This is a genomic window from Fusicatenibacter sp. (assembly GCF_050872605.1).
GTDB lineage: Bacteria > Bacillota > Clostridia > Lachnospirales > Lachnospiraceae > Fusicatenibacter.
The window spans coordinates 18,691-34,808 of sequence record NZ_JBNMHD010000017.1 but is presented as its reverse complement, the minus strand read 5'-3'; the positions used below and the strand labels follow the sequence as shown (position 1 = coordinate 34,808).

The following is a 16,118-nucleotide window of genomic DNA, read 5'->3' as shown; positions in this document are numbered from 1 at the left end:
ATAAAAAACAGGTGGCAGGGATCATGAGAAAGGATGAAAAGCGTTATGTATAAAATTCTGAAAATGGAAGGAAGAGCGAAGCGCGCCCACATGGAAACCGTGCACGGCAATATCGAGACGCCGGTATTCATGAATGTCGGAACCGCGGCAGCGATCAAGGGAGCCGTTTCCACCGAGGATCTCCAGCAGATCGGCACGCAGGTAGAGCTCTCCAACACGTACCACCTCCACGTGCGTCCGGGCGACGAGGTTGTAAAAAAGATGGGCGGACTTCACAAATTTATGGTATGGGACAAACCGATCCTGACCGACTCCGGCGGATTCCAGGTATTCTCCCTGGCAGGCCTTCGGAAAATCAAAGAAGAGGGTGTCTATTTCCACTCCCACGTAGACGGAAGAAAGATCTTCATGGGACCGGAGGAGAGTATGCAGATCCAGTCCAATCTGGCATCGACGATTGCAATGGCTTTCGATGAGTGTCCATCGAGCGTGGCAGAGCGCCGCTATGTGCAGAATTCTGTCGACCGCACGACGAGATGGCTGCAGCGATGCAAAGACAAAATGCAGGAGCTGAATCAGAGAGAGGATACGATCAACAAGCATCAGCTGCTGTTCGGTATCAACCAGGGTGCGATCTATGAGGATATCCGCATCGACCATGCAAAACGGATTTCCGAGATGGATCTCGACGGCTACGCAGTCGGCGGACTGGCCGTAGGAGAGAGTCACGAGGAGATGTATCATATTCTCGATGAAGTTGTTCCGTATCTGCCGAAAGAAAAACCGACGTATCTGATGGGCGTCGGAACGCCGGCAAATATTCTTGAGGGTGTCGAGCGCGGCATCGATTTCTTCGACTGCGTATACCCGAGCCGGAACGGACGCCACGGCCACGTTTATACAAACCATGGAAAAATGAACCTGTTCAACCAGAAATATGAGCTCGACCCGCGTCCGATCGAGGAAGGCTGCCAGTGCCCGGCGTGCCGCCATTACAGCAGAGCCTATATCCGTCATCTGCTGAAAGCAAAAGAGATGCTCGGCATGCGCCTCTGTGTTCTGCACAATCTGTATTTCTACAACAATATGATGACAGAAATCCGGACTGCACTCGATGAGGGCAATTTTGCTTCCTACAAACGTGCAAAACTCGCAGGCTTTGAGGAATACGACAAAAAGTAATTCGGAAAGTATGAAATCTTTGGAAAATATCCGAAAAAGACTTGCCCATCTGATACGGATTGTGTATTATGATAGGTGTGTCTAAAGAACGTCGAATAACAGGAGGAAAGAAAATGTTTTTAGCAACAACAACAGCAAACGGCGGTGTCATGAGCACCGGTATGTTAATTATGTGGCTGGTCATCATGTTCGGTATGATGTATTTCTTAATGATCCGTCCGCAGAAGAAAGAGCAGAAAAAACTGCAGGCAATGCTGAATGACCTCGCAGTCGGCGATGCAGTCATCACGACAAGCGGTTTCTACGGAATTGTCATCGACATCACAGATGATGATGTCATCGTAGAGTTCGGAAACAACAAAAACTGCCGTATCCCGATGCGCAAAACAGCCATCACAGAGGTTGAAAAACCGGATTCTGCAGTTGTAGAAGAGAAAACAGAAAAGAAAAAATAATGTTTGCATAGCGATATGTAAAAACAAGAAACGCAGGTATTCAAAAAGAGAACGAATACCTGCGTTTTTGTGTCTCCGAAACTTCTTCGGCGGTACCGGGCGGAAACGGGGAAGAATGCCGCGTATTTTTCTTTCAAATGACAAAAAAGCAAAAAGATTATTGCGTTTCGTCCGATGCAAAGAAATTTCGTGTTGAAATTACCGGAAAAATGGCGTATAATTTAGAAATGCTATAGACGCAGAGAAAATAGAACGGTTTTTCAGCCGGAAGAAAAGAGGGAGAAAGATATGGAATACCGTATTGGATTAATTCACGGAGACGGAATCGGACCGGAAATTGTAGACGAAGCAAAAAAAGTTCTGGACGCCGTCTGCGAGAAATATGGATATAAGTTTGAATATACCAACCTTCTGCTGGGCGGAGCCTCCATCGATGTGCACGGCGTGCCGCTGACAGATGAAACCATAGAAGAAGCAAAAAAATGTGACGCTGTTCTGATGGGCTCCATCGGAGGAGATGCCAAGACCTCCCCATGGTACAAATTAAGCCCGGACAAGCGCCCGGAAGCAGGACTCTTAAAAATCCGGAAATCCTTAGGCCTGTTCGCAAACCTGCGCCCGGCTTACCTGTATCAGGAATTAAAAGATGCCTGCCCGTTAAAAGAAGAGATCATCGGAGATGGCTTCGACATGCTGATCATGCGTGAGCTGACCGGAGGCCTGTACTTCGGCGAGCGCCATACCGTAGAAGAGAACGGCATCAAAAAAGCAACCGATACCCTGACCTACAGCGAGACCGAAATCCGCCGCATCGCGATCCGTGCTTTTGATATCGCCATGAAGAGAAAGAAAAAAGTAACAAGCGTAGATAAAGCAAACGTTCTCGACTCCTCCCGTCTGTGGAGATCCGTTGTAGAAGACGTTGCAAAAGATTACCCGGAAGTTACCTTAGAGCATATGCTTGTTGACAACTGCGCGATGCAGATCGTTCACAATCCGTGCCAGTTTGACGTCGTTCTGACCGAGAACATGTTCGGAGATATCCTCTCCGACGAGGCAAGTATGGTAGCAGGCTCCATCGGAATGCTTTCTTCCGCCAGCCTGAACGAGACAAAATTCGGCCTGTACGAGCCAAGCCACGGCTCTGCACCGGACATCGCAGGAAAGAACATTGCAAATCCGATCGCAACCGTTCTGTCCGCAGCCATGATGCTCCGCTACTCTCTGGACCTCGACAAAGAGGCAGAGGCAGTCGAGAATGCTGTACAGAAAATCTTAAAAGACGGATACCGCACCGTAGACATCATGTCCGAGGGATGTACTAGAGTTTCCACATCCGAAATGGGAGATCTGCTGGTAAAAGCACTGGCATAAACGTATAGAAGAAAAGAGGAAAAGATCATGAGAAGTGATGCTGTAAAAAAAGGAATCGCACAGGCACCGCAGCGTTCTCTGATGCGTGCGCTGGGTCTGACCGAAGAAGAGATGAAAAAGCCGCTCGTAGGAATCGTAAGCTCCTACAATGAGATCGTACCAGGCCACATGAACCTGGATAAAATTACAGAGGCTGTAAAAATGGGCGTTGCCATGGCAGGCGGAACACCGATTGTGTTCCCGGCCATCGCAGTCTGTGACGGTATCGCCATGGGCCACATCGGAATGAAATATTCCCTCGTTACCCGTGACCTGATCGCCGATTCCACCGAGTGTATGGCAATGGCACATCAGTTTGATGCCCTGGTATGCATCCCGAACTGTGATAAAAACGTACCTGGCCTTCTGATGGCAGCAGCAAGAGTCAACGTTCCGACCGTATTTGTCAGCGGCGGCCCGATGCTTGCCGGCCATGTAAAAGGCGAGAAGAGAAGTCTTTCGAGCATGTTCGAGGCAGTCGGCTCCTACGCTGCCGGAACCATGACAGAGGAAGATGTCTACGATTTCGAGTGCAATGCATGCCCGACCTGCGGTTCCTGCTCCGGTATGTACACTGCAAACAGCATGAACTGCCTGACCGAGGTTCTCGGCATGGGATTAAAAGGCAACGGAACGATTCCGGCCGTATACTCCGAGCGTCTGCGTCTGGCAAAGAGAGCCGGTATGCAGGTTATGGAGCTGTTAAAACAGGATATCCGTCCAAGAGACATTATGACAAAAGAAGCATTCTTAAATGCTCTGACGGTCGATATGGCGCTTGGATGTTCCACGAACAGTATGCTGCATCTGCCGGCCATCGCGCATGAGGCAGGCGTAGAGCTGAATCCGGAGATGGCAAACGCCATCAGCGAGAAGACCCCGAACCTCTGCCATCTGGCTCCGGCAGGATACCACTACATCGAGGAGCTGAACGAGGCAGGCGGTGTTTATGCCGTTATGAACGAGCTGAACAAACTGGGTCTGTTGCACACCGAGTGTATGACTGCAACCGGAAAGACCGTAGGAGAGAACATCAAAGGATGTGTCAACAAAAATCCTGAGATCATCCGTCCAGTTGAGAATCCATACAGCAAGACCGGCGGTATCGCCGTTCTGAAAGGAAACCTGGCACCAGATACCGCAGTTGTTAAACGTTCTGCTGTTGTTCAGGAGATGCAGGTTCACGAAGGCCCGGCCAGAGTCTTTGACTGCGAGGAGGATGCCATCGAGGCAATCCGCGGCGGCAAGATCGTGGCAGGCGACGTTGTTGTCATCCGTTATGAGGGACCAAAAGGCGGTCCTGGCATGCGTGAGATGCTGAACCCGACATCTGCGATTGCTGGTATGGGACTTGGCTCTTCCGTAGCTCTGATCACAGACGGCCGTTTCTCTGGCGCATCCCGCGGTGCGTCCATCGGCCACGTAAGCCCTGAGGCAGCAGAAGGCGGTCCGATCGCGCTTGTTGAGGAAGGCGACCTGATCCGCATCAACATTCCGGAGCACAAGCTGGAGCTTGCCGTATCCGATGAGGAGCTGGCACGCAGAAAAGCTGCATGGACTCCGAGAGAGCCGAAGGTAACCACAGGCTATCTGAAACGCTACGCAAAGATGGTTTCCAGCGCAAATAAGGGAGCTATTCTGGAGTTCTAATTCAGAAAAATCATAAAATCATATCAGCCGTCCGAACGTGCTTTCTTCTCGGATGGCTGATTTCATAAACAGATTTCATACACAAAGCGAAAATACCCAAAATATAAGGAAGGAATCATACAGACATGGAATTAACTGGATCACAGATTGTTATCGAGTGCCTGAAGGAGCAGGGCGTAGACACCGTGTTCGGCTATCCGGGCGGAACGATTTTAAATATCTACGATGAGCTTTACCGCCACCCGGAAATCCACCACATCCTGACCTCCCACGAGCAGGGAGCAGCCCATGCGGCAGACGGATATGCGCGTGCGACCGGAAAAACAGGCGTATGTATGGCAACGAGCGGCCCTGGTGCGACAAACCTTGTCACCGGAATTGCAACGGCTTACATGGACTCCACCCCGATGGTAGCCATCACCTGCAACGTAGGAAAGGCGCTGCTTGGAAAAGACAGCTTTCAGGAGATTGACATCGCAGGCGTTGCGATGCCGATCACAAAATACAGTGTGATCGTAAAAGATATCACGGTTCTTGCAGACACTCTGCGCCGTGCGTTCACGATCGCAAAGAGCGGAAGACCGGGCCCGGTTCTGGTCGATATTACAAAAGATGTCACAGCAGCAACGTATGAGTACGAGCCGAAGACTCCGGAGAAAATTGAACCGTTTACTGAGAGAATTACAGAAGAAGGCCTGGATCACGTCGTATCCCTGATTCAGGAGTCGAAACGCCCGTATATTTTCGTGGGCGGCGGCAGTATCATCTCCGGCGCGTCCGAGGAAGTGCGCGAACTGGCACACCGCATCCAGGCACCGGTCTGCGACACCCTGATGGGAAAGGGTGCATTCCCGGGAACGGATGAGCTGTACACCGGCATGCTCGGTATGCACGGAACGAAAACATCGAACTACGGCGTGACAAAGTGCGACCTGCTGATCGTGCTCGGCGCAAGATTCTCCGATCGTGTCACCGGAAACGCTGCAAAATTTGCCAATAACGCAAAAATCGTCCAGATTGATGTGGATGCGGCAGAAATCAACAAAAACGTTGTTGTAGATTCAAGTATTATCGGAGATGTCAAAGAAGTCTTAAAACGCCTGAATGCGAAGCTGGGGCCGATGCACCATGACGAGTGGATTGCCGAGATCGAGGCAATGAAAGAAAAATTCCCGCTGAAGCATGAAGACGGTCTGACCGGACCGCTCGTCATTGAGGAGATCTACAAGGCAACCGATGGACAGGCCATCATCACGACTGATGTCGGACAGCATCAGATGTGGGCGGCGCAGTATTACCGCTATACGAGCCCGAGAACGCTTCTGACCTCCGGCGGCCTTGGAACGATGGGCTTCGGCCTTGGGGCAGCCATGGGCGCAAAAATGGGACGCCCGGACAAGACCGTCATCAACATCGCAGGCGACGGCTGTTTCCGTATGAACATGAATGAACTGGCAACACTTTCGAGACACAACATTCCGGTGATTGAGGTTGTTGTCAACAACCACGTACTCGGCATGGTACGCCAGTGGCAGACCCTGTTCTACGGAAAACGGTATTCCAACACCGTTCTCCAGGATCAGGCAGACTTTGTCAAGGTTGCCGAGGCACTCGGCGTAAAGGGCATCCGCGTGACGAAAAAAGAGGAGATGGGTCCTGCCATCCGCGAGGCAATCGAGAGCGGAAAACCGGCGCTCATCGATGTCTGGATCGACTGCGACGAAAAAGTATTCCCGATGGTACCGGCAGGAGCTCCGATTGAGGATGTCTTCGATGCAGAGGATCTGGCAAAAAAGGAACAAGAAAAGGATTGACAGATTTCTGACAAAGAGGTATCATAGTTTCAACGTGGTAAAGCAATACCGTATTACCACACGAATTACACAGATGTGATTACAATGGAAACCATCGGTCTACTATCGGTGGTTTCTAAGTAATATAAAGTAACAAGAGAAACAGGAGGATGAAGAAATGAGCAGAGTCTATAATTTTTCCGCAGGACCGGCGGTTCTGCCAGAGGAAGTGTTAAAAGAAGCCCAGGAGGAAATGCTGGATTACCGCGGATGCGGCATGTCCGTCATGGAGATGAGCCACCGTTCCAAAGTATTCCAGAACATCATCGATGAGGCAGAAGCAGATCTTCGTGATCTGATGGGAATCCCGTCAAATTACAAAGTTCTGTTTCTCCAGGGCGGTGCATCCCTGCAGTTTTCCATGATCCCGATGAACCTGATGAAAAACGGTGTCGCAGATTACATCGTAACAGGCCAGTGGGCAAAGAAAGCATACGCAGAGGCACAGAAATACGGAAAGGCAAACAAAATTGCCTCCTCTGAGGATAAAACATTTTCCTACATCCCGGACTGCAGCGATCTTCCGATCAGCCCGGATGCCGACTATGTTTATATCTGCGAAAACAACACCATTTACGGTACCAAATACAAAAAACTGCCGAATACCAAGGGCAAAACCCTGGTGGCAGACGTCTCCTCCTGTTTCCTCTCCGAACCTGTCAATGTCTCCGATTACGGCATCATCTACGGCGGTGTCCAGAAAAACATCGGACCTGCCGGAATGGTTATCTCCATCATCCGTGATGATCTGATCACCGACGATGTACTGCCGGGAACACCAACCATGATGAAATTCAAAACCCACGCAGATGCAGGCTCCCTGTACAACACACCGAACTGCTACTGCATCTACATGTGCGGCAAAGTATTCAAATGGCTGAAGAAAATGGGCGGCCTGGAAGTTATGAAACAGCGCAACGAAGAGAAAGCAAAGCTGCTGTATGATTTCCTGGACCAGAGCAAGCTCTTCAAAGGAACCGTTGTACCGGAAGACCGTTCTCTGATGAATGTTCCGTTTATCACCGGAAATGCAGATCTGGATGCGAAATTCGTCAAAGAGTCCAAAGAAGCCGGACTTGAGAATCTGAAAGGCCATCGTACCGTCGGCGGTATGCGTGCAAGCATCTACAATGCAATGCCGAAAGAAGGCGTGGAAACACTCGTAGCCTTCATGAAAAAGTTCGAGGAGGAAAATCTCTAATGTTTCAGTATCATTGCTTAAATCCGATTGCAGGCGTAGGCCTTGCAAATTTTAATGAAAACTATCAGCAGACCGAGAGCCTGGAGGGAGCCGATGCGGTTCTCGTCAGAAGTGCAGCCATGCACGGCATGGAGCTGCCGAAGAGCCTCCTCGCCGTAGCAAGAGCAGGAGCCGGCGTCAACAACATTCCGCTTACCGACTGCGCAGAGCAGGGTATCGTGGTCTTCAACACACCGGGAGCCAATGCAAACGGTGTCAAAGAGCTCGTGCTTGCCGGCATGCTGCTGGCATCCCGTGATATCGCAGGCGGTATCGAATGGGTGAAGAGCGACAAAGAAGACGGCGACATCGCAAAGACAGCAGAAAAACAGAAAAAGAAATTTGCCGGCTGCGAGATCAGCGGAAAGAAACTCGGTATCATCGGCCTTGGTGCCATCGGCCAGCTTGTGGCAAATGCAGCCACCCATCTTGGCATGGAAGTATACGGATACGATCCATACATTTCTGTCGATGCAGCATGGAACCTGTCCCGCGACATTCATCACATCCAGAACGTGGAAGATATCTACCGCACCTGCGATTACATCACCATCCATGTGCCACTGATGGACAGCACAAAGGGCATGATCAACAAAGCAGCAATCGATGAGATGAAAGACGGCGTCGTTCTTCTGAACTATGCAAGAGACCTTCTCGTTGACGAGGATGCCGTTCTGGAGGCTTTAAAGGCCGGCAAGATGAAGAAATACGTAACCGACTTTGCAAACCCGAAAGTAGTCGGTGCAGAGGGAACCATCGTTACCCCGCACCTTGGAGCATCCACCAAAGAATCCGAGGACAATTGTGCTGTGATGGCAGTCAAGGAAATCCGTGATTTCCTGGAAAACGGAAATATCAAAAACTCCGTTAACTTCCCGAATTGCAGCATGGGTGTATGCACAGGCGCAGGCCGTGTGACGATCTGCCACAAGAATATCCCTGGTATGCTGGGAGCTTTCACCACCGTTATGGGTAATGCAGGTGTCAACATCAGCGATATGACAAACAAAGGTAAAGGCGATTACGCTTACACGATGATGGATCTGGAAAGCGAAGCGACCGAGGAGATAGTAAAAGCCCTCGAAGCAGTTGATGGTGTATTAAAGGTTCGTATTATTAAATAAAGAGAATCAAAGAAAATCAAAAAGTGACAGGAAAAGGCGGTGCCCGAAAATGGGGGCACCGCCTTTTCCTGTCAAAAAACGGCAGAAGTTACTGTTGTTTGACTTCCTTTGGGTAAAGAACGGCACAAAAAAGAGAACTGCCCTGGGGCAGTTCTCTTTGCCTGTAATGTATGGTTACGAAAAAATTTTCAGATTCGTTTCCAGACGGCACCGCCGCGCACATCGGCAACTTCGATGCCCTGAGCTTTCAGATCGTCACGGATCTTATCTGCCTCCGCAAAGTTTTTCGCTTTTTTCGCTTCATACCGTTTTAAAACGAGTGCATCAATTTCCGGATCTCCCTCGCCGGTAATCTGATAACCGGATGCAGTGGAAGCAGAAGTTGTCTTTGCGGCCTCTTTTCTCTTTGCTTCTGCATGGGAGAGAAGTGCAAGACCGAGCACCTGATCGAAATTGTCGAGAAGAGCCAGCTTCGTTGCGTCGTTCATGTCTGCCTTTAAGACATCATACAGCGTTGTGATGGCAAGCGAAGTATTGAGGTCGGCATCGAGTGCTTTCTGGAATTTTTCTTTTAAAGCACTCATGGAAGCTTCATCGACGGATCCGTTCTCCGGATTTAAAGCGGCGATACGGGCGATCAGCTTGTCGTAGGCGATTTTTGCGTTGTCCAGGTTCTCCCAGGTAAATACAAGCGCCTTGCGGTAATGGGACTGCAGGCAGAAGAAACGGTAAACGAGCGGATCGTAGCCTTTTTCTTCCAGAAGAGAAACCGTCAGAAACTCACCTTTTGATTTCGACATTTTTCCGGTCGATGTATTCAGGTGATGTACATGGAACCACTGCGGGCACCATGCATGGCCAAGGTAGCTCTCAGACTGTGCGATCTCGTTGGTGTGGTGCGGGAAGGCATTGTCCACGCCGCCGCAGTGCAGGTCGAGGTATTCGCCGTTGTACTTCATGGAGATACCGGAGCACTCGATGTGCCATCCCGGATAGCCAACGCCCCATGGAGAATCCCATTTGAGCGCCTGATTCTCGAATTTTGATTTGGTAAACCAGAGAACGAAATCGTTTTTGTTGCGTTTGTTGGTATCTTCCTCTACGCCCTCGCGGACACCAACGGCAAGATCATCCTCGTCGTGATCGTTGAACACATAGTAGTGGTCAAGACGGCTGGTGTCAAAGTAAACATTTCCGCCGGCAAAGTAAGCGTAGCCGGTGTCCATCAGTTTTTCAATGATTTTAATATATTCGTCAATGCATCCCGTCGCCGGCTGTACGACATCCGGGCGCTTGATGTTCAGCTTTTTGCAATCCGCAAAGAATGCATCGGTGTAATACTGTGCGATTTCCATAACTGTTTTATGCTCGCGCTTGGCACCTTTGACCATCTTGTCCTCACCGGTGTCCGCATCGGAGCTTAAATGGCCGACGTCGGTAATGTTCATGACACGGTTGACGTCGTAGCCTTCATAGCGGAGTGCCTTTTCAAGAACGTCCTCCATAATATAACTGCGCAGGTTTCCAATGTGCGCAAAATGATAAACGGTAGGTCCGCAGGTGTACATTTCTACACGGCCCGGTGTGTGTGTCTGGAATTCAGCTTTTTTATGGGTTGCAGAATTATAAAGATACATAAAAGAAGTCTCCTTTTTTCTTTTCGTGCGGATACGGATGCAGAAGTGATGATACACAAGAAAGCAAAAAAGCGTCTGCTGTATCCGACAAGGATATCAGAGACGCCGCGTGCGGTGCCTGTTTTCCGTGTACTGCACTGGTTCCTTATTAAAATTAATATTAGCAGGATTTTTTTTTGCTGTCAATAGTCCGGAGACTGTCGAAGACAAAAAGTAAAACGCATTTAATAAGAAGAAACACATTTTTCAGAAATAAAAAGACAGTGCTGCAGAACGCAAATGGAAAGAAACGATTCTTTGTGTAATCTTTTTGCCGTTATAAAACCAAAGAATACAGGAAAATAGAAAAACGGCATCAGAACAATACCCAAAAAGAGGAAAATAGAGGATTTTGATTACTTTAAATGCAGTTTATACACTTTTCTCCTGCATCGGATATTGACAAATGGAGAGAGTTCTGGTTATAATGAACGCAGTTGTTTTTGGACAAACGGACAAATGTACGGGCATGAGGGATGAAGAAAACAAATCTTGTTGGACGCATCTCCTTTTTGTACTCTTCGTTTTGATGTGGTAAAGTGCCAAAATGAAAAACGGTGGAATGGCGAAGCCGTCCCGGCAAATGTCCGGATGATGCAAAAACAACGCGAATCCATGAAAGGAGTTAGGAAGAATTATGAAAAGAAAAATTGTAAGCGCATTACTTGTTATGAGTATGACTGCAAGCCTGGTTGCCTGCGGAAATTCCGGCAGCGGAAGTTCTGATCCGGCAGATGAGAGTGTAAGCGTAAGCAGCAGCGCGTCTTCCGAAAGTGATGCAAGCGCATCTGCAAGCAGTGAGAGTGAAGCCGAGGCAGAGGAATCCGAAATGCCGGAAGGATACGATGAGACCAGCACAGAGCTCTATAACGAGGCACTGGGCGATTTCAACGATGCACTTGCTACTGCAAAGGAAGCAGAAACGGTGGATGAGAGATATGCCCTGATGGCAGTTGCCGAAGGAAAACTGATGGAGTCCGCCATGATGTACCCGCTCACCTCCAAAGGTGGTATGTACGCTATGTACAGAATGGCTCCGCGCACCAAGGACTATACCCTTTGGGGAAGCGATCAGGACCGTTATCATCAGTATGTTGTAACAACTGACTTTATCAAAACAGAAGATTACAACGAGATGAGAGCAAAATGGGATGAGCTCAAAGGAACAGGAACCTATGAGAGCTGGGTAAAAGAATATCTGGCAGGAAAAGGCTACACCTTAAAAGACAGCTTCTCCATGCCGTATGCGAGCGATCCGGTAACATGGGACGGACTTGCAACTTCCCGTGCGGCAGATACCGATGCGATCATCAATACCTATGACGGACTGATGGAGTACGATGTAGAGGGAACTCTGCAGCCGGCACTGGCAGAATCCTATGAAGTATCTGATGACGGACTGACCTATACCTTCCACCTTCGTAAAGATGTAAAATGGACCGATTCCCAGGGACGTGAAGTGGATACTGTAAAAGCAGATGACTTCGTGGCCGGAATGCAGCACATGTGTGATGCACAGGGCGGTCTGGAATATCTGGTACAGGGCGTGATTAAAAACGTATCCCAGTACATCAGCGGCGAAATTACCGATTTCGACGAGGTTGGTGTGAAAGCAGTAGATGATTATACCGTAGAGTACACACTGGAGGAGCCATGCAGCTACTTCGAGACCATGCTCGGTTACACCATCTTCATGCCGATGAGCAGAAGCTACTATCAGTCCCAGGGCGGTAAATTTGGTGCTGAGTATGATTCCTCCGCAGCAGATTATCAGTACGGAAAAGATTCCAACTCGATCGCATACTGCGGACCGTACCTGGTAACGAACGCTACAGCCAAAAATACCATCGTATTTAAACTGAGTGATTCTTACTGGAACAAAGACAACGTAAACATTAAAACCCTGACCTGGCTGTTCAATGACCAGTCTGATGTTACCAAAATGTACACAGATGCAAAAGCAGGTACCGTTGACTATGTAAACCTGAACACCTCCACCATGGAGACAGCAAAATCCGAAGGTCTGTACGACCAGTACGCAGTAGTTTCAGATACCGACGCTACTTCCTTCATGGGATTCTACAATATCAACCGTACTGCGACTGCAAATGCCAACGACGGAACAACAGCAAAGACTACAAAGTCTGACGAAGAAATCCAGAGAACGAACAAAGCGCTGCAGAACGTTCACTTCAGAAGAGCGATCAGCTTTGCGGCAGATCGCGGCGCTTACAATGCGCAGCAGGTTGGCGAGGATCTGAAATATACTTCCCTTAGAAATACCTTTACCCCGGGATATTTCGTAAGCCTGTCAAAAGACACTACCATTCAGATCAACGGAACCGACACAACCTTCCCGGCAGGCACCTACTATGGTGAAATCGTACAGAAACAGATCGACGCTGACGGCGTGAAGATCAAAGTATGGGATGCCGAAAACAAGACCAGCGATGGTTTTGATGGATGGTACAATCCGGAAAACGCAGTAGAAGAACTGAATACCGCAATCGAGGAGCTTGCAGAAGACGGTATCACCATCGATGAGAGCAACCCGATCCAGATTGAGTATCCATATCCGTCTGCAGTGGAAGTTTACACCAACAAAGCAAACTCCTACAAGAAATCAGTAGAGGCTGCCCTTGGCGGAAAAGTTGTGATCAATCTGGTTGATGCCGTAGACCTGGATGGATGGTACTATGCAGGATACTATGCAAACTATGGTTATGAAGCAAACTACGACGTATACGATGTCTCCGGATGGGGTCCAGACTTTGGTGATCCATGCTCTTACCTGGATACCATGCTTCCGGACTACGAAGGATACATGACCAAATGTTTCGGTATCTTCTAATTTTGAAAAAGTAAAAATTGGAAAGACCAGAACAGTTGAAAGCCAATGAATAAACCGGCAGGGGGATGGGGACAAAAAAAGCCATTCCCCTGTCATATTGTGTTAAGGAATGAGAGAATATGACAAAATATCTTTTTAAGCGTTTGTTGCATGGCCTTGTTTCCGTAGTAATTGTCGTTGGATGCGTTATGACTATGATCTATTCTCTGATGGACCGAAATCTGATTTTCGCACAGGACACCACCTATTCCCATCAGAGCAATAACCAGAAAAAGGTGTACAAATATCAGAAGTGGGAGACATACGGATATCTTGACTATGTAACCTATGCAGATTATTTGAACGCTCTCAAGGCAAAAGGCGAAATTGACGAGGATACAAGATCCAAAGCAGTAGCATTCGGAAGAACGAAAGACCAGGATTCAGAACTGGTATCTGAATATGTAAAGGAATTTACAGCTTATTATAAAGCAAAAGGTTACACCGTAAGAAGATACGACGCGATCATGATGGGCAAGAAAAAATATGCCAACGGCGGACAGCAGCAGCTGTTTGCGTACAAGGATATTCCGCTTGCAACGCGTCTCGGAAAATATTTTTCCGGTTTGATTGACATCGACAGCATTCACGATGCTGCAAAGGTAGAAGGTAAGAGGGGGATTACATTTACCTTACACGATCCGGTATATGGGGGAAAGAAATTTTCACCGGCCATCATGGGAAATGGCACAACACACAAGTACCTGATGTACTTTGACTCAAAATTCCCATACTTCCATCAGAATATAATCACCATAAATTTAGGAAAGTCCTATTCCGTAAATGAGGGTGTGGATGTAGCACTGACCATGACCCGCGCGCAGGGATCCTACGTAAAATCGGAGATTACCTACCCAAGCGGTCTGGTGGAATACAGTGCAGACGATTTGCACAGCGCAACGTATATGAGCGAATCTCAGGATGCAAGCGCTGTTCATTCCGATCGATTCACAGATGACTATACCAACGTGGATACAATTAAGAGTGGTAAATCAAAAATCGGCTATTCCTTTGTAATCGGTATCATTGCCGTAATTCTTTCCTATCTCATCGCAGTGCCGCTTGGCATTCTGATGGCGAGAAAGAAAGACAAACTGGTTGACCAGCTTGGAACCATCTATATTGTATTCATCATAGCAGTACCTTCACTGGCCTATATCTTCCTGTTTAAGGCAATCGGAGGAAAAATGGGTCTGCCAACCACCTTTGACATGGATTCGAAGAGCAAGCTGATGTACATTCTGCCGATCGTTTCCCTGGCTCTGCCGCAGGTGGCAAACCTGATGAAATGGCTGCGTCGATACATGATCGACCAGATGAACTCCGATTACGTAAAATTCGCAAGATCCGGTGGTCTGACAGAGGGAGAAATCTTTACGAAACACATTTTGAAGAACGCAGCGATTCCGATCGTGCAGGGCGTTCCGGCGAGCGTGCTGTTCGCACTGACCGGAGCCATCATCACCGAGCGTGTGTACGTAGTACCTGGTGCCGGTAATCTGCTGACCGAAGCAATCAGCAAGTATGACAATGGTGTTATCGTAGGTGTTACACTGTTCTACGCAGTGCTCTCCGTTATTTCCATCATCCTGGGCGATGTTTTAATGTCCATGGTAGATCCGCGAATCTCATTCTCAACGAAAGACAGGTAGGGACTTATGAATTATGATTTAGATAAATTCGGTCTGTCTGAGGAAGAACTGTTTTCTCCTGTAGATAACAGCAGTTTGGAGTCTGAGAAAATTACGGCTCCGAGATATTCCTACTGGCATTCCGTGTTCCGCGTATTTTTTAAGAAAAAAATCAATATTGCCGTACTTTGCCTCCTGGGTGTGATTCTGCTGATGACGTATGTGTATCCGCTCTTTGTGGAGTACGACCGTTTCGCCAATCTGATGAACGGCGCAACGAAACATCTGTCTCCAAGCAAAGCACTCCGCCAGCTTGGATTCAACATCCACTGGATTTTAGGATCCGGTGCTTCCGGACAGTCAACCTTTGACGCTGTCTGGTTCGGTTCCAGAATTTCTGTTTCCCTGGCATTTATCTGTGCGCTCATCAACCTTTCCGTTGGTGTTATTGTCGGATCCATCTGGGGATTCTCGAAGAAAGTTGATGTCTTCATGATGGAAGTTTACAATATCATCGGAAATATTCCGTATGTACTTCTGATCTCCGTCCTGGTGCTTATCTTTTCTCCGAGCTTCTGGACCATGGTATTTGCACTGACCGTTACCGGATGGCTTGCCATCGCGTACTTTATCCGTACGCAGGTCGTTATCATCCGTGACAGAGAGTATAATCTGGCATCAAAATGTCTCGGAACCTCTATTTTCCGTATTGCGATGAAGAATATTCTCCCGTTTATGACATCTGTCATTGTTACTCTGGCGGCAACTGAGATTCCGTCCTACATCTCTTACGAGGTGTTCCTGGCTTACATCGGTATGGGTCTTTCTGACATGTCTCTGGGAAGACTGATCTATGAGGCTGAGGGTGCCATGCTGACACCGGGATGGGGATTCGAGTTCTGGAGCCCGGTTGTTGTCGCTTCAATCATCACCGTAGTATTGTATGTAGTTGGACAGAACCTTGGAGATGCGTCCGACCCGAGAACACATATGTAGGAAGGAAA

11 protein-coding genes are annotated in these 16,118 nt (G+C 48.5%); 10 read left to right on the top strand and 1 reads right to left on the bottom strand.

The features are described 5' to 3' along the window. Positions 1 to 45: 45 nt before the first annotated feature. The 7 genes from tgt to ACY2VT_RS06935 all read left to right on the top strand — a co-directional run bounded on the left by tgt (position 46) and on the right by ACY2VT_RS06935 (position 8,917). Complete coding sequence (gene tgt, locus ACY2VT_RS06965; protein WP_461879386.1) at positions 46 to 1,182, top strand: tRNA guanosine(34) transglycosylase Tgt; 1,137 nt, start codon at positions 46 to 48, stop codon at positions 1,180 to 1,182. 113 nt (positions 1,183 to 1,295) lie between these two features. Further along, entirely contained in the window at positions 1,296 to 1,637 is a 342-nt protein-coding gene (gene yajC, locus ACY2VT_RS06960; protein WP_461873306.1) for a preprotein translocase subunit YajC, read from the top strand. A gap of 288 nt (positions 1,638 to 1,925) precedes the next feature. Continuing rightward, on the top strand, positions 1,926 to 3,011 hold the full coding sequence (gene leuB / locus ACY2VT_RS06955; RefSeq protein WP_461879385.1) for a 3-isopropylmalate dehydrogenase: 1,086 nt from the start codon (positions 1,926 to 1,928) through the stop codon (positions 3,009 to 3,011). A 27-nt stretch (positions 3,012 to 3,038) separates the two neighbouring features. Continuing rightward, the gene (ilvD, locus tag ACY2VT_RS06950; protein ID WP_461879384.1) at positions 3,039 to 4,700 is read left to right on the top strand and encodes a dihydroxy-acid dehydratase; all 1,662 of its coding nucleotides are present in this window, start codon (positions 3,039 to 3,041) and stop codon (positions 4,698 to 4,700) included. 125 nt (positions 4,701 to 4,825) lie between these two features. Beyond that, complete coding sequence (gene ilvB, locus ACY2VT_RS06945; RefSeq protein WP_461879383.1) at positions 4,826 to 6,514, top strand: biosynthetic-type acetolactate synthase large subunit; 1,689 nt, start codon at positions 4,826 to 4,828, stop codon at positions 6,512 to 6,514. A 157-nt stretch (positions 6,515 to 6,671) separates the two neighbouring features. Continuing rightward, positions 6,672 to 7,754 carry a 3-phosphoserine/phosphohydroxythreonine transaminase gene (serC, locus tag ACY2VT_RS06940; protein ID WP_055228623.1) on the top strand — a complete coding sequence of 361 codons (1,083 nt, stop codon included), beginning with the start codon at positions 6,672 to 6,674 and terminating at the stop codon, positions 7,752 to 7,754. Beyond that, the gene (locus ACY2VT_RS06935; protein ID WP_349142415.1) at positions 7,754 to 8,917 is read left to right on the top strand and encodes a phosphoglycerate dehydrogenase; all 1,164 of its coding nucleotides are present in this window, start codon (positions 7,754 to 7,756) and stop codon (positions 8,915 to 8,917) included. The genes serC and ACY2VT_RS06935 overlap by 1 nt, the downstream gene beginning before the upstream one ends. Before the next feature lie 188 nt (positions 8,918 to 9,105). Here ACY2VT_RS06935 and cysS read toward each other — a convergent pair whose 3' ends face one another. After that, on the bottom strand, positions 9,106 to 10,554 hold the full coding sequence (gene cysS, locus ACY2VT_RS06930; RefSeq protein WP_461879382.1) for a cysteine--tRNA ligase: 1,449 nt from the start codon (positions 10,552 to 10,554) through the stop codon (positions 9,106 to 9,108). 676 nt (positions 10,555 to 11,230) lie between these two features. Between cysS and ACY2VT_RS06925 the strand changes: the two genes are divergently transcribed. From ACY2VT_RS06925 to ACY2VT_RS06915, 3 genes are all read left to right on the top strand, one after another. Then, a complete protein-coding gene (locus ACY2VT_RS06925; protein ID WP_461879381.1) occupies positions 11,231 to 13,444 on the top strand; it encodes an ABC transporter substrate-binding protein in 2,214 nt (737 codons plus the stop codon). 119 nt (positions 13,445 to 13,563) lie between these two features. Continuing rightward, positions 13,564 to 15,135 (top strand): ABC transporter permease, encoded by a 1,572-nt coding sequence (locus ACY2VT_RS06920; protein ID WP_461879380.1) that lies wholly within the window; start codon positions 13,564 to 13,566, stop codon positions 15,133 to 15,135. Positions 15,136 to 15,141: 6 nt separating this feature from the next. Continuing rightward, positions 15,142 to 16,110 (top strand): ABC transporter permease, encoded by a 969-nt coding sequence (locus ACY2VT_RS06915; protein WP_461879379.1) that lies wholly within the window; start codon positions 15,142 to 15,144, stop codon positions 16,108 to 16,110. Positions 16,111 to 16,118: the final 8 nt, after the last annotated feature.